The sequence below is a fragment of the Variovorax sp. CF079 genome (assembly GCF_900101545.1).
Taxonomy (GTDB): domain Bacteria; phylum Pseudomonadota; class Gammaproteobacteria; order Burkholderiales; family Burkholderiaceae_C; genus Variovorax.
Window position 1 is genome coordinate 98727 of sequence record NZ_FMZU01000007.1, and the last position, 22031, is coordinate 120757.

Here is a 22031-nt window from a genome sequence, read left to right on the forward strand (position 1 = left end):
GCAGGACCTCGCCATGCCAGTGAATCTCTCCGCTCCCGATCCCGCCGAGCTGCATGCGGTGCCCGGCATCCGCATCGGCGTGGCCGAGGCGGGCGTGCGCAAGGCCAACCGCAAGGACCTGACGGTCGTGCTGATCGACGAAGGCGCCGCCGTCGGCGGCGTGTTCACGCAGAACCGCTTCTGTGCTGCACCCGTGCAGGTGTGCCGCGAGCACCTGGCCCGGGACTTCGGCATTCGCGCCATGCTGATCAACACCGGCAATGCGAATGCCGGTACCGGCGAAGACGGCCTGGCGCGCACGCGCGCGACCTGCATCGCGCTGGCGCGCAAGCTGAACCTCGCGCCCGAGCAGATCCTGCCCTTTTCCACCGGCGTGATCATGGAGCCGCTGCCGATCGACCGCATCGAGGCCGGGCTGCCGGCCGCGCTGGCCGACGCGGCGCCCGCCAACTGGGCGCGCGCGGCCGAAGGCATCATGACCACCGACACCGTGCCCAAGGCCTTCAGCCGGCAGCTGCAGATCGGCGGCGTCACGGTCACCGTCACCGGCATCAGCAAGGGCGCCGGCATGATCCGGCCGAACATGGCGACCATGCTCGGCTTCATGGCGACCGACGCGAAGATCGATCCGTCGCTGATCCAGCCGCTGGCCAAGGCCCTGGCCGAGGCCTCGTTCAACCGGGTGACCATCGACGGCGACACCTCGACCAACGATTCCTTCGTGGTGATTGCCACGCAGAAAGCCGAGCACGGCACCATCACCTCACTCGATTCCGTGGAAGGTCGCGCCTTGCTGGACGCGATGCAGGCGGTCGCGCTCCAGCTGGCCCAGGCCATCGTGCGCGACGGCGAGGGCGCGACCAAGTTCATCACCATCCGCGTCGAAGGCGGGCGCGACGCCGCCGAGTGCCGCCAGGTGGCTTATGCGGTCGCGCATTCGCCGCTGGTCAAGACCGCGTTCTACGCGAGCGACCCCAACCTCGGGCGCATCCTCGCGGCAGTCGGCTACGCGGGCATCGCCGACCTCGACCAGACCGGCATCGACCTCCATCTCGACGACGTGCACGTCGCGGTCAAGGGCGGGCGCAATCCGAGCTACCGCGAAGAAGACGGCCAGCGCGTGATGAAGCAGAGCGAGATCATGGTGCGCATCGGCCTCGGCCGCGGCGAGGCCGCGGATACGGTGTGGACCTGCGACCTGAGCCACGACTACGTTTCCATCAACGCCGACTACAGATCTTGACCTCCCCCAGGCTTCGCGCACTTCGTGTCGCTTCGCCAACCCCCTCAGCGGGGGGCGACACCAGCGGCCCGGCAAGGCCGGTTCCGCGGTGTCCCCCCGAACAGACAAGCTTCATAGCCAATCGATATGAACGAGAAGTTTGAAAGGCTGATCGAGCGCGCCGAACAGCTGATCGGCCGCATCGAGTCGATCCTTCCCCAGCCGCTGGCGGCGCCCGCCGACTGGAACGCCTCGATCGCCTGGCGCTACCGCCGTCGCAGTTCGGGGCACGGCACGCTAGAGCCGGTGCGCCATGTGGCGGGCATGTCGCTGGACGCTTTGAAGGAAATCGACCTCCAGAAGGAAAAGATCGAGCGCAACACGCGCCAGTTCGTCGAGGGCAAGCCGGCCAACAACGTGCTCTTGACCGGGGCCCGTGGCACCGGCAAGTCCTCGCTGATCCGTGCCTGCCTGCAGGCCTATGCGCCGCAGGGCTTGCGCCTCATCGAGGTCGACAAGGCGGAGCTGACCGACCTGCCGGACATCGTCGAGGTGGTTTCACAGCGGCCCGAGAAGTTCATCGTGTTCAGCGACGACCTGAGTTTCGACGAGGGCGAGCCGGGTTACAAGGCGCTCAAGTCGATCCTCGACGGGTCGATCGCCGCGGCGACACCCAATGTGCTGATCTACGCGACCAGCAACCGGCGCCATCTGCTGCCCGAGTACATGAAGGACAACCTGAGCTACACCCACACCGAGGACGGCGAGGTGCATCCCGGCGAGGTGATCGAGGAGAAGACTTCGCTGTCGGAGCGCTTCGGCCTCTGGGTCAGCTTCTATCCCTTCAGCCAGAACGAATACCTGACGATCGTCGCGCAATGGCTCTCGTCCTTCGGCGTCGATGCGAAGGCGATCGAGGCGGCGCGCCCCGCGGCGCTGGTGTGGGCGCTCGAGCGGGGTTCGCGCAGCGGCCGCGTGGCCTACCAGTTCGCGCGCGACTACGCGGGCCGCAGCTGAACGCGGCCATGACGGACACGCGCAAACACACCGAGGTCGCGGTCGGCATCCTGATCCGCGAAGACGACGCCCTGCTTCTTTCGACGCGGCCCGAGGGCAAGCCTTACGCGGGCTATTGGGAGTTTCCGGGCGGCAAGATCGAGACCGGCGAGACGGTGGAGGAAGCGCTCCGGCGCGAACTGCACGAGGAGCTCGGCATCACGATCGCCGGCGCCGAAGTCTGGAAGACCACCGAACACGACTACCCGCATGCGCTGGTGCGCCTGCACTGGTGCAAGGTCCGAGCGTGGCGGGGCGAGTTCGAAATGCGCGAAGGCCAGTCCATGCGCTGGCAGCAGCTGCCGCTCGATGTGACGCCGGTGCTGCCAGGCGCGCTGCCGGTGCTCGGATGGCTGGCCGAAGAGCGCGGCCTGCCGGACGGTCACTGAAGCTTCGGGTCGCCGAAAGGCTCGTCGTCGGGCGGCGCCTCGGCCGGCATCCTGAATTCTTCGCTGGCCCAGGCGCCGAGGTCGATGCCCTTGCAGCGCGCGCTGCAGAAGGGCCGGTACGGGTTGCTGGGCGCGTAGACGCTGTCTTTCCCGCACGCCGGACACCGGACGATGCGCTCGCCGGCTGCATTGACCTTGGTCATCATGCGCAGAGGGTCAGCTCGAATGGCGTGTCGTCCGCGCTCTGGTGCAGGCGATCGGCCTCCTGCCGCATCAGCCGCACCGACACCATGAGCCGATTGCCGCTGATCTCCGGAATGAGTCCGAGTTTCGGGTCGATGCGCAGGCGCAGCAGCTGGAAGCTGCGGCCTTGGGGCAGGTTCTGCTGGAACTGGCCGCCCGCGGCCATGACCTTGTAAGGCACATCGGCGTCGCGCAACAGCTTCAGCAGCAGGTAGATCGATTCGGCCAGCGGCGCGAGCGTGGAGGACCAGCGTTCCAGGTCGGCACGCCGATCGGAGGCCCTGCCGTTCTGCCAGGCGTAGTAGGCCGGCAGGTCGAATTCGCAGGTGCCGCCGGGAATGCCAGCGCGGCTGCGGATGCTCATCAGCCACTCGTTCTCGGTCAATGCCTGGCCGGCTTTGCCAGGCACCGTGTTGAGGGTCGTGAAATTGCTTTCGAGCTTGCCGACGACCTGGTCCAGCACGGCTTCAGAGATGGCCGGATTGCCGCGATAGCTGTTGAAGACATTCTTGTGCTTGTCGAGGTCCCGCATCACGTCGGCCTTGAGGTCGGCGCGCGCCGCCACGTCCATGACCTCGAAGATCGTGACGAGAGCGTAGTGGTGGGAGAGCGCCGAATCGGCAGGCACCAATTCGCCGAGACGGCGAAACAGGTGCTCCAGCCGCAGGTAGGTCCGGATGCGCTCGTTGAAGGGGTACTCGTACAGAATCACGCGTCGGCTTCCAGTCGCACGATGATAGCCCGAAGACTCGCTGCCGCGCCGCAGCGGATGGGAACTGGCATCCGTCCTACGGCGCGTTGTGTCGACCGGGAGAGAGGAACTCGCGCACCTGCGTCAGCATCAGGTCGCCGACCCACAGCTGACCGTGCATGGACAGGTGCGTGTCGTTGGGGAAATACAGATCGCGCACGGTCGTGCGGGCCTCCCTCGCCGCGGTGAACAAGTCGGGGCCGAGTTTGGTCTTGTTGAGCGCGGCCACGAAACTGGCCGAGTGCTTCGGTTCCACGTAGGTCGTCGTCTTGTCGGGCAACACCATCCATAGGATCGGCAACGACGGGTGCGCCTGGTTGATCGCTTCCATCTGCCTGACCGTCCGCTCGGACAATTCGGCCGCCTTGGTGTCATCGGGAAAAAACAGCGCCTTGTCGCAGAGCCTGTGGCTGAAATAGGCGCAGCCGTCGGGCACGGTGCGCACCCGCGCGCGCTCGCCGAACTGGATGTCGGGCGATGCGATTGCGCGTTTCGTGTTGCGATAGGTGTTCAGGCCGGTGGTCAGCTTGGCGTTGGTGTTGAGTTCGAAGCCCGGAACCTGGGTGAGGGGCGGCACGAAGGGCTCCTTCTTGACCGACAGGGGCTTCTTCGACATCGCGCTGCAGGTCTCGCTTTCGTCGAGGCGCTCGGCAAGCAGGCGCTCGATGCTCTCGATCACGATCAGCTTGCCGCGGAAACCGGTGCCCTCGACCCATTGGCTGAAATTCTTGCAGATGAAGGGAAGTTGTCCCCAGTAGATCGTCGTGACGCGGTAGCCGGCCTTCACCAGCACGCTCTGCCATGTGAGGGTCATCGAGAAGCTGTCGCCGATGACGAGGATGTCGGCCTGGTCCATCGCGACGCCGCGCATGGACTCGAGCGGAAGAGGAGGTGGCGGTTTGCGCCATCCGAATTCGTGATCGGATACCCGCCCGATGCGCGACAGGTCGCCGTAGGGAACCGGTGTGAACAGGGTGACCAGCAGCAGGGCCACGATCACCGCAAAGCCCGCGAAAAAGATCCGCAGCCAGAGTTTCGCTGGGGTCATGTCAGAACTGGAAATAAAGGAAGGGACTGTAGACGCCCAGTTGGGACACGCACATGCCGAACAGCACGACCACGAAAGCGGCGATCAGTGCCGTGACCGCCCGCATCGAGCGCGGACGCCCCGCCAGCGCGATCGGACCAGGCACCCAGCGCTCCAACGCGATCGTGGGAGGCAATGCCAGGCAGATGAACAGGCCGAGCAGCAAGGTCTGGAAGAACTCGGGCTTGCGATACGGAACCGCGAATTCGCCGAATGCGCTCGGCGGCGTTCCGTGCATGCCGAGCATGCCCTTGTAGATTTCGAGCGCCGTGGCGACGCTCTCGGCGCGGAACACGACCCAGGCGATCATCACGCACAGGAAGGTCAGCAACCAGCCGGTCGCGCGCCTCAAGCGGCTCGGTGTGGCATTGCGCAGCACCTTGGCGTTCCACAGGTGGTTGATCATCAGGAATGCGCCGTGCAACGCACCCCAGATCACGAAGGTCCACGCCGCGCCATGCCAGAGGCCGCCGAGCAGCATGGTGAGAAACAGATTGAGGTAGCGGCGCGCCTCACCCTTGCGGTTGCCGCCCAGCGGCACGTACAGGTAGTCGCGCAGGAAGGTCGACAGCGAAATGTGCCAGCGCCGCCAGAACTCGATGATGTTGGTCGACTTGTAGGGCGATCGGAAATTGAGCGGCAACTGCACGCCCAGGCACAAGGACAGCCCCACCGCCATGTCCGAATAGCCCGAGAAGTCGAAGTAGATCTGCAGCGTGTAGGCGAGCACACCGAACCATGCCGTGTAAAGCGAGGGCGCGATGCCGTTGTGCACGCCGTTGAACATCAGGTCGGCGTACTGTCCCATCTTGTCGCCGATCAGCAGCTTCTTCGCGAGACCGAAGCTAAAGATCGCAATGCCGAGCGCGAGCTTGTTCGCATCGATCCGGTAGATGGCCGGGTTGGCGAACTGCGGCATCATCTGCGCGTGATGCAGCACCGGACCCGCGATCAGATGCGGGAAGTAGGTGACGAACAGCACATAGTGAATGAAGCTGCGCTCGTGAACCTTGCCCTGCCAGCAGTCGACCAGGAAGGCAATTTGCGTGAAGGTATAGAACGAAATCCCGATCGGCAGTGCGATATGGAGCAGCGCAATCGGCGCCAGTCCTGCGGCAGCCAGCCCCTCGTTCACGTTCGAGACGAAGAAGTTGGCGTACTTGAAGACCGCCAGCACCCCGAGGTTGACGACGAGCGCAGCGATCAGCATGCGCTTGCGCTGACGGTCGTCGCGTCCCGGGTTCGGCGTGAGGCGCAGTCCGAACCAGTAGTTGACGCAGATCGAGCCCACCAGCAGCGGCAAGGCCATGACGCTCCACCAGCCATAGAAGAACAGCGATGCGAGCGCAAGAAAGCCGGCGGCCGCACGCGCGTTGCGCTTTGCGATCAGGAAGAACCCGACAAGAACTATCGGGAAATAGAGAAAGATGAATGCGTACGAATTGAAAAGCATCTTGGGGAGGGCTGCGTCGCATGGCCCATTCGAGCGCGCCGCCTTGTTGTTGCTTCGCGCGTGTGGCGGCAGTCAGCCCGGGATTATCGCGTGCCTGCGCCGGTCCACCGTTCCCACAGATTTCGGACGTCGGCGGAGAGTTCCGCCAGCGACATTTTCTCGTTGAAGATCACCGCATCGGCTGCGGCGCGGCGCTGCGCGCGGTCGGCCTGCTGAGCAATTACGGCGCGAACGGCTTCGGGCGTCCACCCCGAACGCGCCACCACGCGCTGCACCTGGGTTTCTTCGGTCGCGTCGACGACCAGCACGCGATCGACCAGGGCGCGCCAACGCTTCGATTCGACCAACAGCGGCACATCGAAGACGACTAGCTGCCCGGCCGCGGCCGACGCCTGGCGTTCGCACTCCGCGCCGATCAAGGGATGCAGGATTGCCTCGAGCCGTTTCCTGGCGCCGGTGTCGGCAAACACCAGGTCCCGCATGCGCGCCCGGTCCAGACCGCCATCCGCAGCGATGACTGCGGGGCCGAATTCGGCTTCGATTGCGGGCATGGCGGCCCCATGAGGCTGGGCGATCGCACGTGCAATGGCGTCGGTGTCGATCAGCGTGGCGCCGGCGCTGACCAGTATGGACGCGACAGTGCTCTTGCCGCTGCCGATGCCGCCGGTCAGTCCGATGCGCATGGCACGCGCGCCTTTGCTTGTCAGAGGCCGGCCACGCGAAGGATCGCGTCCGGGCCGAAGAGCATGGCCGTGAAGCCCGCACCCGCGAGGAAAGGGCCGAAGGGCACGTAGCCGCCTTCGCGCAATCCGCTGTTGAGCTTGAGTGCAATGCCGACGATCACACCGATCACCGATGCCATCAGGATGATGGGCACCAGTGCTTGCCATCCGAACCATGCGCCGAAGGCGGCGAACAGCTTGAAGTCGCCGTAACCCATGCCCTCCTTGCCGGTGCTCAGCTTGAACAGCCAATAGACCGCCCACAGCGAGACATAGCCCGCCACGGCGCCCCAGACGGCGTTGGTCAGGCTCACGCCCGTGAAACCCGCGAGGGCAGCGAGCAGGCCGGCCCAAAGCAAGGGCAGCGTGATGTCGTCGGGCAAGAGGGTGGTGTCCCAGTCGATCAGCGCGAGCGCGATCAGCGCGGCCGCGAAGCCGCACCAGGCCAGGCCGCCGAACTGGCCCGGCATGCGCCATACGCACCAGGCGAACAGGGCGCCGGTCGCCAGCTCGACCAGCGGATAGCGCAGGCTGATCGGCGTCTTGCACGCCGAGCACTTGCCGCGAAGAAACAGGTAGCTCAAGACGGGCACGTTCTCGTACCAGCGGATCGCGTGGTCGCACTGCTGGCAGCGCGAATGCGGCACCATCAGATTGAAGGGCTCGGCAGCAGCGGGTTCCGCGCCGTTGAGGCTCGCGCATTCGGCGGCCCATTGGCGCTCCAGCATTTTCGGCAGGCGATAGATCACGACGTTGAGGAAGCTGCCGATCAACAACCCCAGCACGCCGGCCAATGCGGCGTCCACCCCCTGCGAAACCAGCATCAGACGACCTGGCCGAGCTTGAAGATGGGCAGATACATCGAGACCACGATGCCGCCGATGATCACGCCGAGGAACACGATGATGATGGGCTCCATCAGGCTCGAGAGGCCGGCCACCATGTCGTCGACTTCCGACTCGTAGAAATCGGCGGCCTTGCCCAGCATGTGGTCGATCGACCCGGACTCCTCGCCGATCGCGGTCATCTGCAGGACCATGGAGGGGAACAGGTTGGCGTTGGTCATGGCCGACGTCAGGCTGGTGCCGGTCGAGACCTCCTGCTGGATCTTGGCCGTGGCGTCGGCGTACACCGTATTGCCGGATGCGCCGCCGACCGAGTCGAGCGCCTCGACCAGCGGCACGCCGGCGGCAAACATGGTGGCCAAGGTGCGGGTCCAGCGCGCGACGCAGGACTTGTCGATCAGCGTGCCGAAGATCGGCAGGCGCAGCAGCAGCCGGTCCATGACCCGCTGAACGCGCTCGTTGCGCTTCCAGGCCTGCATGAAGAAGTAGAGGCCGCCGCCGATCACGCCGAAGATCAGCCACCAGTAGGCGACGAAGATTTCGCTGACGGCCATGACGAACAGCGTCGGGGCCGGCAGGTCGGCGCCGAAGGAGGTGAACACCTGCTTGAAGGCCGGAATCACGAAGATCATGATGATCGCCACCACGACGAACGCGACGACGACCACTGAAGTTGGGTACATCAACGCCGACTTGATCTTCGACTTGATCGCCTCGGTCTTTTCCATGTAGGTGGCCAGGCGATCGAGCAGTTCTTCCAGGATACCTGCGGCTTCGCCGGCTTCGACCAGGTTGCAGTAGAGGTTGTCGAAGTACTTGGGAAACTTGCGGAAGGCGGCGGACAGCGAGGTACCCGTTTCCACGTCGCTGCGAACGTCGTTGAGCAGCTTGGCCACGCTCGGATTCGCGTTGCCGCGGCCCACGATGTCGAAGGCCTGCAACAGCGGAACGCCGGCCTTCATCATCGTCGCCAGCTGGCGCGTGAAGATGGCGATGTCCTTTGGCTTGATGGCCTTGCCGGAGCGCATGCGCCGCTTCTTGATCTTCGTCGCGAGCACGCCCTGGCGCCGCAGCGCCGCCTGGACCTGGTTTTCGCCGGCAGCGCGGACCTCGCCGCGTACCGCCTTGCCGTTGCGATCCTTGCCTTCCCACTCGAAAACGAATTCCTTGAGGGTTCGGGTTGATGCTGCTGCTGCCGTTGCCATTCGAGCTCCGCTTCTCAATGCTATTCGTTGGTGACCGCGAGCACTTCTTCAAGTGAGGTCAGGCCCTGCATGACCTTCTTCAGTCCCGATTGACGTAGCGAGCGCACGCCTTCGGCTTCGGACTGCTTCGCGATATCGAGGGCGCTGCCATCGCGCAGAATGATCTTCTGGATCTCTTCGGAGATCGGCATCACCTGGTAGATGCCAACGCGCCCCTTGTATCCGCCGTTGCAGGCCGAGCAGCCGACCGGGCGATAGGGCTTCCAGGTACCGTTCACATCGCTTTCCTTGAAGCCGGCATCGAGCAGCGCCTCCTTCGGCACATCCATGGCCGGCACCTTGCAAACCGTGCAGAGGCGGCGCGCAAGCCGCTGCGCGGTGATCAGGATGACGCTCGAGGCGATGTTGAACGGCGCGATGCCCATGTTGCGCATGCGCGTGAGTGTCGTGGGGGCGTCGTTGGTGTGCAGGGTCGACAAGACCAGGTGGCCCGTCTGCGCAGCCTTGATCGAGATGTCGGCGGTTTCGAGGTCGCGGATTTCGCCGACCATGATGATGTCCGGATCCTGGCGCAGGAAGGCGCGCAGCGCGGTCGCGAAGGTCAGCCCCGCCTTTTCGTTGACGTTGACCTGGTTCACGCCGGGCAGGTTGATTTCCGACGGATCTTCCGCCGTGGCGATGTTGACGCCGGCCTTGTTGAGCAGGTTCAGGCAGGTGTAGAGCGACACCGTCTTGCCGGAGCCGGTCGGGCCCGTGACCAGCACCATGCCGTAGGGACGCCCGATGGCAGTGAGCAAGCGTTCCTTTTCATCCGCGTCGTAACCCAGTGCGTCGATGCCCAGGCGTGCACTGCTCGGATCGAGAATACGGATCACGATCTTTTCGCCGAACAGGGTGGGCAAGGTGCTCACGCGGAAATCGATCACGCGGTCGGGACCGATCTTGAGCTTCATGCGGCCGTCCTGCGGCACCCGCTTTTCGGAGATGTCCAGCCGCGAAATCACCTTGATGCGCGACGCCAGCTTGTCCTTGATGACCGTGGGCGGACTTGCGATTTCGCGCAGTTCGCCGTCGACGCGGAAGCGCACGCGGTATTGATGCTCGTAGGGCTCGAAATGAATGTCCGACGCGCGCATGCTGAATGCATCGAGCAGCATCTTGTGCAGAAAGCGAACGACCGGCGCGTCTTCGACCTCGGCCACCGCCGGGTCGTTGTTGTCGCTCGAGGTATCCGCCGAAACTTCGTCGAATTCGAACTCGGCACCGACGATGCTGTCGATGGTTTCGGACGCGCTCACTGCGGCCGCCTCGATCATGCGCGAGAGCTTGTCGTACTCGGCGATGACCCAGTCCACGCCCATCTGGGACGCGAACTTGATCTTTTCGGCTGCCTGCTGATCCGAAGGATCGGCTGTTGCAACAATGAGACGATTGTTGCGCTTGCTCAGGACGACGACCCGATAGGCCTGGCACAGCTTGGGGTCGAGCAGGTCCTTGGGAAGGCGCTGCGGGTCGATCGCATCGAGGTCCAGCAGCGGCGCACCGAAGGCGCTCGACAGGGTGTGCGCGAGGTCGGCGGCCGAGACGGCGCCCGTGCCGGTCAGCTCCGCGATGAAGCTGGTGCGCCCGCTGAGCGACTTTTGATAGATGTCTTCGGCTGCTTTTGCCGGAAGCTTGCCGGCCGATATCAAGGCCCGCGCGAGTCCCGGCAGGGCGATCGACGAGCTTTCTTTGATGAGGGGTTCAGCAGCGGCCATTCAACGAATGTAACAAGACGTGAAAAATTGCTTCACGATCATCGCTGATCCCCCAAGGGCTGTAAATCGCTTCGCAGCAACACACTGCGGAGCATTTTGCATTTACAGCCGAAAAGGCTGGTCGGGGTGAGAGGATTCGAACCTCCGGCCTCTACGTCCCGAACGTAGCGCTCTACCAGGCTAAGCTACACCCCGATGGTTGCAAGAAAAAGATTCGTCCCGGGTGCCCACTGTCGTGAGGTGTCTAGGCGCGTCGCTCAAGCAACTGAGCCGCCAATTGTAGCAAACCGGCGGAGTGCGAATTCGCGGGAAAGCCGGCAAGCGCATCCATCGCGCGTTGCGCTTCGGCCGCTGCGGCTGCCCGCGTAGCGTCCAACGCACCCGTCTCTCGCACGATGGCGACGATCTGCGGCAGTTGCGCCGTATCGCCCGCCTCGATGGCGGCGCGAATGAGTTCGCGCTGTGCCGGGGTGCCGCGCTGCATGGCCAGAATCAGCGGCAGCGTCGTCTTGCCTTCGCGCAAGTCGTCGCCGACGTTCTTGCCGGTCTCGTTCGCATCGCCTGCGTAGTCGAGCACGTCGTCGATCACCTGGAAGGCGGTGCCCAGCGCCTGTCCATAGGCGGCACATGCTGCTTCCACCTCCGGCGTCGCGCCCGCCAATACCGCGGCGAGCCGGGTGCTGGCTTCGAACAGCTTGGCCGTCTTCGAGCGGATCACCCGAAGGTAAGCCTCCTCATCGAGCGAGGCGTCGTGCATGTTCATGAGCTGCAGCACCTCCCCCTCGGCGATCACGTTGGTCGCCTCGGCCAGGATTTCCATGACCCGGACGTTGTTGGCATCCAACATCATCTGGAATGCGCGAGAGTAGAGGAAGTCGCCGACCAGCACGCTGGCCGGATTGCCGAAGGACTCGTTGGCCGTCGGGCGGCCGCGCCGGAGCGTGGATTCGTCGACGACGTCGTCGTGCAGCAAGGTCGCGGTGTGGATGAATTCCACCACGGCGGCCAGGTTGAAGCGCTGTTCTCCGCGATAGCCCAAAGCGCCGGCCATGAGCAGCAGCAGCGCGGGGCGCAGCCTCTTGCCGCCGGCCGAGATGATGTACTTGGAGACTTGGCGCACCAGCGGGACGCCGGTATCGAGGCGGCGGGCGATCACGAGATCGACCCCTGCCATGTCCTCTGCAATCAGGCTGAGTACGGCGGCAGCGGGGGAGGTGTCGGCGGGGGGGACTGACAAGGCAGGGGCGCTTTGTGCGCTGCGTGAGGGACGACGATGGCGCAGGGCCGGAAGGCGCAGATTATAGGGAGCCGGGTGCCCGGACAATGCGGCGCGGCGCGGCTCTATGCCGGCAGGTGCCCTCCGTGCTAGAATCTTGGGCTCTGCGGAATTCGCCGTAGAACCATCTTATTCCAAGAGGTCCACATGTACGCGGTCATAAAAACCGGTGGCAAGCAGTATCGCGTTGCTTCCGGCGAGAAAATTAAAGTAGAACAGATTGCTGCGGACGTAGGCCAGGAAATCGTGATCGACCAAGTGCTCGCAGTCGGCGACGGCAGCGCAATCAAGGTCGGTACGCCCCTGGTGTCCGGCGCATCTGTGACAGCCACTGTGCTGTCGCACGGCAAGCACGACAAGGTTCGCATCTTCAAGATGCGCCGTCGCAAGCACTATCAGAAACGTCAAGGCCATCGCCAGCAGTTCACAGAGCTGCAAATCGGTGCGATCGCCGGCTAAGGAGCGAACACCATGGCACAGAAAAAAGGCGGCGGCTCAACGCGAAACGGGCGCGATTCCAAGCCCAAGATGCTCGGCGTGAAGGCTTTCGGCGGCGAACTGATCAGCGCCGGTTCGATCATCGTGCGCCAGCGCGGCACCCAGTTCCACCCCGGCGTCAACGTCGGCGTGGGCAAGGACCACACGCTGTTCGCCCTGGTCGACGGCCATGTGTCCTTCGGCACCAAGGGCGCGCTCAACAAGCACACGGTCAACGTGACCCCGGCGTAAGCCAGTCACTTCGATCTGCTCGAAGCCCCGCTTTGCCGGGGCTTCTTCATTTGTAAACTGGACATCTCATGAAGTTCGTGGACGAAGCCTTCATCGACATCGCCGCCGGCGATGGCGGCAACGGCTGCGTGTCGTTCCGGCATGAGAAGTACAAGGAGTTCGGCGGCCCGAACGGCGGCGACGGCGGGCGCGGCGGCCATGTGTTCGCCGTGGCCGATCCGAGCCTGAACACCCTGGTGGATTTCCGCTTTTCGCGCCGCCACGATGCCAAGCGCGGGCAGCACGGCATGGGCTCGGACATGTTCGGTGCCGCCGGCGACGACATCACGCTCAAGATGCCGGTCGGCACCATCATCACCGACGCCGAAACTGGCGAGGTGCTGTACGAGCTGCTGACGCCGGGCGAGGTGATCACTATCGCCAAGGGCGGCGATGGCGGTTTCGGCAACATGCGCTTCAAGAGCGCCATCAACCGCGCACCGCGCCAGAAGACACCCGGCTGGCCCGGCGAGAAGAAGAGCCTCAAGCTCGAACTGAAGGTGCTGGCCGACGTGGGCCTGCTGGGCATGCCAAACGCCGGCAAGTCCACCCTCATCAGTGCGATTTCCAATGCGCGCCCGCGCATCGCCGACTACCCCTTCACCACGCTGCATCCGAACCTCGGCGTGGTGCGCGTCGGTCCGGAGCAGAGTTTCGTCGTCGCCGATCTCCCGGGCCTGATCGAGGGTGCCTCCGAAGGCGCCGGCCTCGGCCATCTGTTCCTGCGCCACCTGCAGCGCACCCGGCTGCTGCTGCACGTGGTCGACATCGCGCCCTTCGACGACGCCGATCCGGTCGCGCAGGCCAAGGCGATCGTCGGTGAGCTCAAGAAATACGATGCAGCCTTGTACGAAAAGCCGCGCTGGCTGGTGCTGAACAAGCTCGACATGGTGCAGGACGACGAGCGCGCCGCGCGTGTGAAGGACTTCGTCAAGCGGCTGCGCTTCAAGGGTCCGGTATTCGAGATCTCCGCGCTCACGCGCGAAGGCTGCGAGCCCTTGGTGCAGGCGATCTACCAGCACGTCAAGGCGCAACAGGTCGCCGAGCAACCGCCGACAGAGATCGATCCGCGTTTTGCCTGACATGACTTCAAGCTCGACCACCGGTTCCACCGCCCTGCGCGACGCGCGCCGCATCGTCGTCAAGGTGGGCTCCAGCCTTGTCACCAACGAGGGCCGGGGCCTGGATGAAAACGCCATCGGTGAATGGTGCCGGCAGCTCGCGACGCTGGTGCGCGACGGCCGCGAGGTCGTGATGGTGTCCAGCGGTGCCATCGCCGAAGGCATGAAGCGGCTCGGCTGGCGCACGCGCCCGCACGAGATCCACGAACTGCAGGCCGCCGCGGCGGTCGGGCAGATGGGCTTGGCGCAGATCTACGAGACCAAGCTGCGCGAGAACGGCATGGGCAGTGCACAGGTGCTGCTGACACACGCCGACCTGGCCGACCGCGAGCGCTACCTGAATGCGCGCTCGACGCTGGTGACCCTGCTCGCGCTCGGCGTGGTGCCGGTCATCAACGAGAACGACACGGTGGTCAACGACGAGATCAAGTTCGGCGACAACGATACGCTGGGCGCGCTGGTCGCCAACCTGGTGGAAGCCGACGCGCTGGTGATCCTGACCGACCAGAAGGGCCTCTACACCGCCGATCCGCGCAAGAATCCCGACGCGCGCTTCGTGCACGAGGCGGCCGCGGGCGATCCAGCGCTCGAAGCCATGGCCGGCGGCGCCGGCAGCAGCATCGGCCGCGGCGGCATGATCACGAAGATCCTGGCGGCCAAGCGCGCCGCAGGTTCCGGTGCCTCGACAGTGATCGCATGGGGCCGCGAGCACGACGCATTGCTGCGCCTTGCGCACGGCGAACCGATCGGCACGCTGCTGCTGGCGCAGACCGCCAAGCACCAGGCGCGCAAGCGCTGGATGGCCGACCACCTGCAGTTGCGCGGCGCGGTCACGGTGGACGCCGGTGCCGCCGCCAAGGTGCGGGGCGAGGGCAAGAGCCTGCTGCCGATCGGCATGACCAGCGTCGAGGGCGAGTTCTCGCGCGGCGACGTCATCGCCGTGCGGGACGCGCAGGGCATCGAACTGGCGCGCGGGCTGGCCAACTACTCGAGCGCCGAAGCCAGGCTGTTGTGCCGCAAGCCCTCAATCGAGTTCGAGCGGCTGCTGGGCTACGTGGCGGAGCCGGAGATGGTGCACCGCGATAACATGGTGCTGATGCCCGACAGCCGCTGAGGCCTCAGGGGAGCTCGCGCAGCGGGTTCTTGATCTGCTGAACCATCTCCCTCACAGAGGCACGCGGCGCGTGGCCGCGGCACAGGGCCTGCGCAGACAGCTCCTTGGCATAACGCGAGTTGCGATCGTCGATGCGCTTCCATTCCGGTTTGGGCACGTGGTGCCAGGCGCCCTGGTTGTAGCGGGCGTACTGCTTCACCTCCTCGGACGCACAGCGCACGCCTTCGTAGAAGGCATTGGTGGCCCCCCCAGCCTTGTTGCTGGCCACGACCACGTAGCGCACCATGCCGTCGCCGCCCAGGGTGATGGTGGCCGGATCGACGCCGTACTTGAGGCTCAGGTAGGGCGGCATCTCGATCGGGAGCAGCCGCTTTTCGTCGAAAGCGGGGGGTGGCGGCACTTCGCCTTCCTTCCACTCGTCAGCCTGAGCTGTCACCTTTGGCGGCGGCGGCATGCCGGCTTGTGCCCAGTCCGGATTGTCGGTGTCTCTCGGACCCGAGCCGCATGCGGTGAGCACGCATGCGAAGGTGAAGGCAAGAACGTGCCTAGCGCGGCACATGGAGAGGATCGGTTGGGTCGGGCGCTTGATGAGGGGCATTGGGATTCGGGTCGAAACTCGCCCCGGGGGGCAGTTCGAAGGTGGGTTCATGGCCTGCAGCGGGCGGGTGGCGCTCGAATTCGCGAGCGCGCACGTTGCTGCGCAGGAAGCGGTTGCGGAAATCCTGCCGAGGCAGGTAGCGTGCGAGTTCGGTCAGCGCCATTTCATAGACGCCGCGCTTGAATTCGACCACCACGTCCAGCGGGACCCAGTAGTCGTGCCAGCGCCAGGCGTCGAACTCCGGATGGTCGGTGGCGCGAAGATTGAGATCCCAGTCGTGGCCGATCAGCTGCAGCAGGTACCAGATCTGCTTCTGGCCCTTGTAGTGGCCCCGTGCGTCACGGCGGATGAACCGATCCGGCACCTCGTAGCGCAACCAGTCGCGGGTACGGGCCACGATGCGCACATGCTCCGGCTGGAGACCCACCTCTTCGTGCAGTTCCCGGAACATGGCCTGTTCGGGACTCTCGCCGCGATCGATGCCGCCTTGCGGGAACTGCCAGGAATGGGTGCGGATGCGTTTGCCCCAGAAAACCTGGTTTCTCTGGTTGAGCAAGATGATGCCGACGTTGGGCCTGAAGCCGTCCCGGTCGAGCATAATCAAACCCCAATTTTTTGAACTGAGTCGATTATGCATGCCGGGTTGCACTCGGCAAGCGACCGGTTCCGGGCCCTCTCGTGGCTCGCCCCTTGCCCCTGTACCTGGAACCCTCTCTCGCGACCGATGAAAGCTTCCCGATTCTTTATCTCCACCCTCAAGGAAGCGCCGGCCGATGCCGAGGTCGCGAGCCACCGGCTCATGATGCGCGCCGGCATGATCAAGAAGCTCGGCACGGGCATCTACACCTACATGCCGATGGGCCTGCGCGTGATCCGCAAGGTCGAGGCGATCGTGCGCGAGGAGATGAACCGCGCCGGTGCCGTCGAGCTCGCAATGCCGGTGGTGCAGCCGGCAGAACTCTGGGAGGAGAGCGGCCGTTTCCAGGGCTACGGGCCCGAGCTGCTGCGTATCAAGGACCGCCATGAGCGCGGCTTCGTCGTGCAGCCGACCAGCGAAGAGGTCGTGACCGACATCGCGCGGCAGGAAATCCGCAGCTACAAGCAGCTGCCGAAGAACCTCTACCAGATCCAGACCAAGTTCCGCGACGAGCGCCGGCCGCGCTTCGGCCTGATGCGCGGGCGCGAGTTCGTCATGAAGGACGCCTACAGCTTCGACCGCGACCTCGAAGGCGCGAAGGCCAGCTACCAGGTGATGGCGGACGCCTACCGCAAGATCTTCGACCGCTTCGGCCTGCGCTACCGTGCCGTTGCGGCCGACAGCGGCGCGATCGGCGGCGACGTGAGCCAGGAGTTCCAGGTCATTGCGGCGACCGGGGAAGATGCGATCGTCTATTGCCCCGACAGCGACTACGCGGCCAACATGGAGAAGGCCGAGGCGCTCGCGCCCGCCGTGCCGCGCGGTCCGGCGACCGAGCCGCTCGCCAAGACGCCCACGCCGGGCAAGAGCACCTGCGAGGATGTGGCGCTGCTGCTGGGCGTACCGCTTTCGACCACGGTGAAGTCGCTGGTGCTCGCGACCGACATCGTCGATGCTGCCGGCAATCCCAAGGGTTCCCAGGTCTGGCTGCTGCTGGTGCGCGGCGATCACGACATGAACGAGATCAAGGTGAGCAAGGTGCCGGGCCTGGACAACGGCTTCCGCTTCGCGACGAATGCCGAGATCGAGGATCACTTCGGCTGCAAGCCCGGCTACCTCGGGCCGCTCGCGCTGAAGCAGCCGGTGAAGATCGTCGCCGACCGCGAAGTGGCGGTGATGGCCGACTGGATCACCGGCGCCAACGAAGTCGACTTTCACATGACCGGCGTCAATTGGGGCCGCGACCTGCCCGAGCCCGACGCGGTGGCCGACATCCGCAACGTGGTCGCCGGCGACGCCTCGCCCGACGGCAAGGGCGTGCTGGCGATCGAGCGCGGCATCGAGGTCGGCCACGTGTTCGTGCTCGGCACCAAGTACAGCAAGCCGATGAACGCCACCTTCCTCGACGAGGCCGGCAAGCCGCAGTTCCTCGAGATGGGCTGCTACGGCATCGGCATCACGCGGCTGCCCGCGGCGGCCATCGAGCAGAACAACGACGAGCGCGGGATCATCTGGCCCGATGCCATCGCCCCTTTCACCGTGGTGGTCTGCCCGATCGGCATGGACCGCAGCGCCGAGGTCAAGACGGCTGCCGAAGCGCTCTACGAGGAACTGCTCGCAGCCGGCGTCGACGTATTGCTCGACGACCGCGGCGAGCGCCCCGGCGCGATGTTTGCCGACTGGGAACTGATCGGCGTGCCGCACCGCGTCGTCATTTCCGACCGCGGCCTGAAGGAAGGCCAGCTCGAATACCAGCATCGCCGCGACACGGCCGCGACCAAGGTGCCGGCGGCCGGCATCGCGGAGTTCATCAAAGGCAAGCTCGCGATATGAGCTTGTCGCGCCGCGCGTACCTGAGCGGCGCCGCCGCCGCAACCCTGTCGCTGGTGCTGCCGCAGCCGGCGCTGGCGGGCGCGCAGATCGAAGAGCCCTTGATCGATTCGGTGCGCACCGCGCTGAGCTCGGCCATTCACAACAAGGCGCCGCCGATCCCCGAGTTCAGCAACACCGAGGCGCGGCTCGCCTACCTGCGCTGGCTCGGCGCCATGAGCGAACGCCTCAAGAAGAAACTCGTCGACTGGCCGACGCGCAAGGAATTCCTCCAGACGGTCTGGTACGAATCGCGCCGCGCCGGCCTCGACGTCAGCCTGGTGCTGGGCCTGGTCCAGGTCGAGAGCAATTTCCGCAAGTACGCGGTTTCGAGCGCCGGTGCGCGCGGCTACATGCAGGTGATGCCCTTCTGGACGCGCGTGATCGGCGACAGCGACCCGGCCAAGCTGTTCCACATGCAGACCAACCTGCGCTTCGGCTGCGTGATCCTGCGCCACTACCTCGACCGCGAGGCCGGCGACCTGTTCATGACGCTGGGCCGCTACAACGGCAGCCGGGGCAGGGCGCCGTACCCGAATGCGGTGTTCGCCAACCAGCGGCTCTGGGCCTTCGACGACCGGCGTTCGGACTCGGCTTCAGCCTGAGGCCGCAGCGCCTGAGCCGGCGCGGGTGACCATCACCTGGTCGATGCGGTGGCTGTCCACGTCCATCACCTCGAAGGTGTAGCCGCTCCAGCTCACGCTGTCGGTACGCTTGGGCACGCGGCGCAGCATCACCATCAGGAAGCCGGCCAGCGTTTCGTACTCGTCGGCGTGCGGCAGCGCATCGATATCGAGCGCGCGCTGCACGTCCTGGATCGGCGTCACGCCGTCGATCAGCCAGGAGTTCTCGTCGCGCCTGACGATCTGCTGCTCTTCGTCCTGCGGCCCGACCAGGTCGCCCATCACCGTGCTCATCACATCGTTGAGCGTGATCACGCCGACCACCAGGCTGTATTCGTTGACGATGATCGCGAAGTCCTCGTGCGCCTGCTGGAACTGCTCGAGCACCTCGGTGAGCGAGAGCCGGTCGGGGATGACCAGCGCCTTGTGCAGCGGCAGCCCCTGGCCGAAGGAGAGCGGCTGGCCGCTCAGTACGCGCTGAAACATGTCCTTCGCGTCGACGTAGCCCAGCACGTGGTCGATGTCGCCCTCGCACACCGGATAGGCCGAAAAGGGCTCCGCCACGATGCGTGCGCGCAGCACTGCCTCGGAATCGTCTTTCAGGAACCAGGCGATGCGGTCGCGCGAGGTCATCACGCTGCTGACCAGCCGCGTGTCGAGCTCGAACACGTTGGCGATCACCTGCTGCTCGCGCACCGCGAGCACGCCGGCGCGCGCACCGGCCTCGGTCATGGCGAGGATGTCGGCCGAGGTGATCTTGTCGTCGCGCTGCATCGGCATGCGCAGCAGCTTGAAGAGCAGGTCGGTGCAGTGCGTGAACAGCCAGACCAGCGGCTTGAAGGTGGTGATGAGCACCTGCATCGGCCCGACCATGCGCACCGCGAGCCGCTCCGGATCGTTCATGCCCAGCCGCTTGGGAAACAGGTCGGCGAACACCAGGAATACCGCGATGATCGTGATGAAGGAGGCCAGGAAGGCCATGGTCTGCGCGGCCTCGGATCCGAGCCACAGCTCGAACAGCCGTGCGTAGTAGGGACTCAGCGAACCTTCGCCGACCACGCCGCCGAGGATCGCGACCGCATTGAGTCCGATCTGCACCACCGTGAAGTAGGGGCCGGGCTGCTCCTGCATGCGCATCACGCGGTCGGCACGTGCGTCGCCCTCGTCGGCCATCTGGCGCAGGCGCAGGCGGCGCGAGGCGGCCAGCGCGATCTCGGCCAGGGAAAAGAAAGCGCTCGTCGCAATCAGGGCGACGATGACGAGCAGGCTTTGGGTCAGGGTCACAGAATCATGGATCGGTCGACGAGGACCGCCATGGTGCCATGACCGCAGGACTTACTGGACGAAGCCGATCCGGCTGCGCCCGGCGCTCGCACGCGGCAGGTCGTCGATGCGCACCTCGTCGCGGCCGGCCAGCCGGGCGTTGCCGAAACCGGTCATCAGCGCGCGGCGCATCTCGCGCGGCGCGAGCGTCGCCAGGTGGTCGAGCACGTCGCCGGAAGGCTCTTCGGCCAGGAGCCGGCCCCAGTCGTGCTCCTTGCGGATCGAGGCATAGAGCTGGCGCGCGATCTGCCGCGCCGCCTCGGGCGAGGGCGCATCGACCTCGAACACGTTCATGCGGTTGAGGATGGGCTCGGGGATGCCGCGCAAGTCGTTCGCCGTCGTGATCCAGATCACCTGGCTGGCATCGATCGGCACTTCGGCGAACTCGTCGACGAAGGCATGGGCGGTGTCGTGCTCGAGCAGGTTGTAGAGCGCGCCCAGCGGGTCGTACTGGGCGTCGGCGCCGGCCTTGTCGATCTCGTCGATCACCATCACCGGGTTGGCGTACTGCCCGTCGACCAGCGTCTCGAACACCTTGCCCGGCTTGGAACCCTTCCATTGGGACGATGCGCCGGAGAGCAGCCAGCCGGCGGTCATCGAGTTCATCGGCACCAGCGACATGCCGGTGCCCAGCAGTTCGGCCAGCTTCTTCGCGAAGTGGGTCTTGCCGATGCCGGGCGGGCCGAGCAGCAGCATCGGCGTGACTTCGAGCCCGTCGCGGCTGTCCTGGGCCAGCGCGACATGGCGGCGCACGTCGTCGAGCACTTCGGTGAAGTTGGGCAACTGGGCGTAGAGCGCAGCCATCTCGGGGACGCCGCTGGGCTTGACCTGGAAGCGTTCGGGACCGCGTTCGAGCATGCGCTCGTAGGTGGTGCGCAGGTGTTCGTGGTCGCGCTCGGGGAGCTTGGCGAGTTTGCGCTCGACGTCGTGCGTGCGGAAGACGCTGCGCAGGTGGGCCACCGGCAGCTGGAAGGACGCGGGAACCAGATCGCGGGACATGCGGGAATCCATGGGACACCTCCGACTTCGAACACTCGGGTACAGCATAAGCCGTGCCCGATGTCCGTGCGTGTCTATGTTTTCTCGCTTTTGGGGTTTTGTGGCCGGGACTTCAGACGCCACCGTGCGGGTGTGTCGGGTCGACCCACAGCACCGACTCGGGCTTCTCGACCGGTTCGATGTCGAGATTGACCGCCACCGCCTCGCCATCGCTGCGGCAGAGCACGCATTCGAGCGCCTCGGTCGTGCTGGCGTTGATTTCCTGATGCGGCACGTAGGGCGGCACGTAGATGAAATCGCCCGGCCCGGCCTCGGCCGTGAATTCGAGGTGGACCCCCCAGCGCATGCGCGCGCGCCCGCGCACGACGTAGATCACGGATTCGAGGTGCCCGTGGTGGTGGGCGCCGGTCTTCGCATTGGCATGGATGGTCACCGTGCCGGCCCAGAGCTTCTGGGCGCCGACGCGCGCGAAGTTGATCGCCGCGGCCCGGTTCATGCCGGGCGTCTGGGCCGTATTGGTATCGAGCTGGTTGCCTGGAATCACGCGTACGCCGTCGTGCTTCCAGGCGGCGTCACCGTGATCGGCGTGATCGTGGCTCATGGACCGGCCGAGAAAAAGCTCAGGCCGGGCTGCCGTTGAGCATCTGCTGCAGTTCGCCCGACTCGTACATCTCCATCAGGATGTCCGAGCCGCCGACGAATTCACCCTTCACGTACAGCTGCGGAATCGTCGGCCAGTTGCTGTATTCCTTGATGCCCTGGCGAATGGCGTCGTCCTCGAGCACGTTGACGGTCTTGAGCGTGCGCGTGTCGACGCCCACGGCCTTGAGAATCTGGATCGCGCGGCCGGAGAAGCCGCACATGGGAAAACTGGCGTTGCCCTTCATGAAGAGCACGAGCTCGTTGGTCTTGACGAGGTCGTCGATGCGTTGCTGGGCTTCGGACATGGGGGGCTCCTGAAAATTAGCTGGGC

Annotated in this window: 24 protein-coding genes and 1 tRNA gene; 9 read left to right on the forward strand and 16 right to left on the reverse strand. The window is 65.3% G+C overall.

Annotation, left to right across the window (positions count from 1 at the left end; all coding sequences use genetic code 11):
- The first annotated feature begins 13 nt into the window (after positions 1-13).
- The 3 genes from argJ to mutT all read left to right on the forward strand — a co-directional run bounded on the left by argJ (position 14) and on the right by mutT (position 2667).
- Positions 14-1243, forward strand: coding sequence for a bifunctional glutamate N-acetyltransferase/amino-acid acetyltransferase ArgJ (argJ, locus tag BLS74_RS11085; protein ID WP_093105713.1), 1230 nt, complete (start codon positions 14-16; stop codon positions 1241-1243).
- A 126-nt stretch (positions 1244-1369) separates the two neighbouring features.
- Positions 1370-2239 carry an ATP-binding protein gene (locus BLS74_RS11090; RefSeq protein ID WP_093105716.1) on the forward strand — a complete coding sequence of 290 codons (870 nt, stop codon included), beginning with the start codon at positions 1370-1372 and terminating at the stop codon, positions 2237-2239.
- An 8-nt stretch (positions 2240-2247) separates the two neighbouring features.
- Positions 2248-2667 (forward strand): 8-oxo-dGTP diphosphatase MutT, encoded by a 420-nt coding sequence (gene mutT, locus BLS74_RS11095; protein WP_093105718.1) that lies wholly within the window; start codon positions 2248-2250, stop codon positions 2665-2667.
- Here the strand turns inward: mutT and BLS74_RS11100 are convergent.
- The 10 genes from BLS74_RS11100 to BLS74_RS11145 all read right to left on the reverse strand — a co-directional run bounded on the left by BLS74_RS11100 (position 2661) and on the right by BLS74_RS11145 (position 11967).
- Positions 2661-2873, reverse strand: coding sequence for a DNA gyrase inhibitor YacG (locus BLS74_RS11100; RefSeq protein ID WP_170855575.1), 213 nt, complete (start codon positions 2871-2873; stop codon positions 2661-2663). The two genes, mutT and BLS74_RS11100, sit on opposite strands and share 7 nt — an antisense overlap.
- On the reverse strand, positions 2870-3622 hold the full coding sequence (zapD, locus tag BLS74_RS11105; protein WP_093105723.1) for a cell division protein ZapD: 753 nt from the start codon (positions 3620-3622) through the stop codon (positions 2870-2872). The genes BLS74_RS11100 and zapD overlap by 4 nt, the downstream gene beginning before the upstream one ends.
- Positions 3623-3698: 76 nt before the next feature.
- Entirely contained in the window at positions 3699-4709 is a 1011-nt protein-coding gene (locus BLS74_RS11110) for an alginate O-acetyltransferase AlgX-related protein (RefSeq protein ID WP_093105726.1), read from the reverse strand.
- Position 4710: 1 nt separating this feature from the next.
- The gene (locus BLS74_RS11115) at positions 4711-6201 is read right to left on the reverse strand and encodes an MBOAT family O-acyltransferase (protein WP_093105728.1); all 1491 of its coding nucleotides are present in this window, start codon (positions 6199-6201) and stop codon (positions 4711-4713) included.
- A gap of 83 nt (positions 6202-6284) precedes the next feature.
- Positions 6285-6884 (reverse strand): dephospho-CoA kinase, encoded by a 600-nt coding sequence (gene coaE, locus BLS74_RS11120; protein ID WP_093105731.1) that lies wholly within the window; start codon positions 6882-6884, stop codon positions 6285-6287.
- Positions 6885-6904: 20 nt separating this feature from the next.
- Positions 6905-7747, reverse strand: a complete 843-nt coding sequence (locus tag BLS74_RS11125; protein ID WP_093105732.1) for a prepilin peptidase — start codon at positions 7745-7747, stop codon at positions 6905-6907.
- Positions 7747-8973, reverse strand: a complete 1227-nt coding sequence (locus BLS74_RS11130) for a type II secretion system F family protein (RefSeq protein ID WP_093105735.1) — start codon at positions 8971-8973, stop codon at positions 7747-7749. The genes BLS74_RS11125 and BLS74_RS11130 overlap by 1 nt, the downstream gene beginning before the upstream one ends.
- Positions 8974-8993: 20 nt before the next feature.
- Entirely contained in the window at positions 8994-10730 is a 1737-nt protein-coding gene (pilB, locus tag BLS74_RS11135) for a type IV-A pilus assembly ATPase PilB (RefSeq protein WP_093105737.1), read from the reverse strand.
- 118 nt (positions 10731-10848) lie between these two features.
- Positions 10849-10925: transfer RNA gene (locus BLS74_RS11140), tRNA-Pro, on the reverse strand.
- Between the two features lie 49 nt (positions 10926-10974).
- Positions 10975-11967, reverse strand: coding sequence for a polyprenyl synthetase family protein (locus tag BLS74_RS11145; RefSeq protein ID WP_093105740.1), 993 nt, complete (start codon positions 11965-11967; stop codon positions 10975-10977).
- 186 nt (positions 11968-12153) lie between these two features.
- On the opposite strand from BLS74_RS11145, the gene rplU reads away from it, so the two are divergent.
- From rplU to proB, 4 genes are all read left to right on the forward strand, one after another.
- Positions 12154-12465 (forward strand): 50S ribosomal protein L21, encoded by a 312-nt coding sequence (rplU, locus tag BLS74_RS11150; protein WP_093105742.1) that lies wholly within the window; start codon positions 12154-12156, stop codon positions 12463-12465.
- A 12-nt stretch (positions 12466-12477) separates the two neighbouring features.
- Entirely contained in the window at positions 12478-12735 is a 258-nt protein-coding gene (gene rpmA, locus BLS74_RS11155; RefSeq protein ID WP_093105745.1) for a 50S ribosomal protein L27, read from the forward strand.
- A 68-nt stretch (positions 12736-12803) separates the two neighbouring features.
- A complete protein-coding gene (gene cgtA / locus BLS74_RS11160; protein ID WP_093105747.1) occupies positions 12804-13856 on the forward strand; it encodes an Obg family GTPase CgtA in 1053 nt (350 codons plus the stop codon).
- 1 nt (position 13857) lies between these two features.
- The gene (gene proB, locus BLS74_RS11165; RefSeq protein ID WP_093105750.1) at positions 13858-15009 is read left to right on the forward strand and encodes a glutamate 5-kinase; all 1152 of its coding nucleotides are present in this window, start codon (positions 13858-13860) and stop codon (positions 15007-15009) included.
- A gap of 4 nt (positions 15010-15013) precedes the next feature.
- Here the strand turns inward: proB and BLS74_RS11170 are convergent, their stop codons facing one another.
- Together BLS74_RS11170 and BLS74_RS11175 are read right to left on the reverse strand one after the other, a co-directional pair.
- Complete coding sequence (locus BLS74_RS11170; RefSeq protein ID WP_348272422.1) at positions 15014-15658, reverse strand: CNP1-like family protein; 645 nt, start codon at positions 15656-15658, stop codon at positions 15014-15016.
- Complete coding sequence (locus BLS74_RS11175) at positions 15555-16205, reverse strand: RNA pyrophosphohydrolase (RefSeq protein WP_093105755.1); 651 nt, start codon at positions 16203-16205, stop codon at positions 15555-15557. The genes BLS74_RS11170 and BLS74_RS11175 overlap by 104 nt, the downstream gene beginning before the upstream one ends.
- A 126-nt stretch (positions 16206-16331) precedes the next feature.
- Between BLS74_RS11175 and BLS74_RS11180 the strand changes: the two genes are divergently transcribed.
- The gene (locus tag BLS74_RS11180; RefSeq protein WP_093105757.1) at positions 16332-18077 is read left to right on the forward strand and encodes a proline--tRNA ligase; all 1746 of its coding nucleotides are present in this window, start codon (positions 16332-16334) and stop codon (positions 18075-18077) included.
- Positions 18074-18718, forward strand: a complete 645-nt coding sequence (locus tag BLS74_RS11185; protein WP_093105760.1) for a lytic transglycosylase domain-containing protein — start codon at positions 18074-18076, stop codon at positions 18716-18718. The genes BLS74_RS11180 and BLS74_RS11185 overlap by 4 nt, the downstream gene beginning before the upstream one ends.
- Here BLS74_RS11185 and BLS74_RS11190 read toward each other — a convergent pair.
- From BLS74_RS11190 to grxD, 4 genes are all read right to left on the reverse strand, one after another.
- Entirely contained in the window at positions 18710-20020 is a 1311-nt protein-coding gene (locus BLS74_RS11190) for a polyamine export protein PaeA (protein WP_093105762.1), read from the reverse strand. The two genes, BLS74_RS11185 and BLS74_RS11190, sit on opposite strands and share 9 nt — an antisense overlap.
- 51 nt (positions 20021-20071) lie before the next feature.
- Entirely contained in the window at positions 20072-21058 is a 987-nt protein-coding gene (locus tag BLS74_RS11195; protein ID WP_093105765.1) for an AAA family ATPase, read from the reverse strand.
- 112 nt (positions 21059-21170) lie between these two features.
- Entirely contained in the window at positions 21171-21659 is a 489-nt protein-coding gene (locus BLS74_RS11200; protein ID WP_093105767.1) for a cupin domain-containing protein, read from the reverse strand.
- A 19-nt stretch (positions 21660-21678) separates the two neighbouring features.
- Positions 21679-22005, reverse strand: a complete 327-nt coding sequence (gene grxD / locus BLS74_RS11205) for a Grx4 family monothiol glutaredoxin (RefSeq protein ID WP_093105770.1) — start codon at positions 22003-22005, stop codon at positions 21679-21681.
- Between the last annotated feature and the right edge of the window lie 26 nt (positions 22006-22031).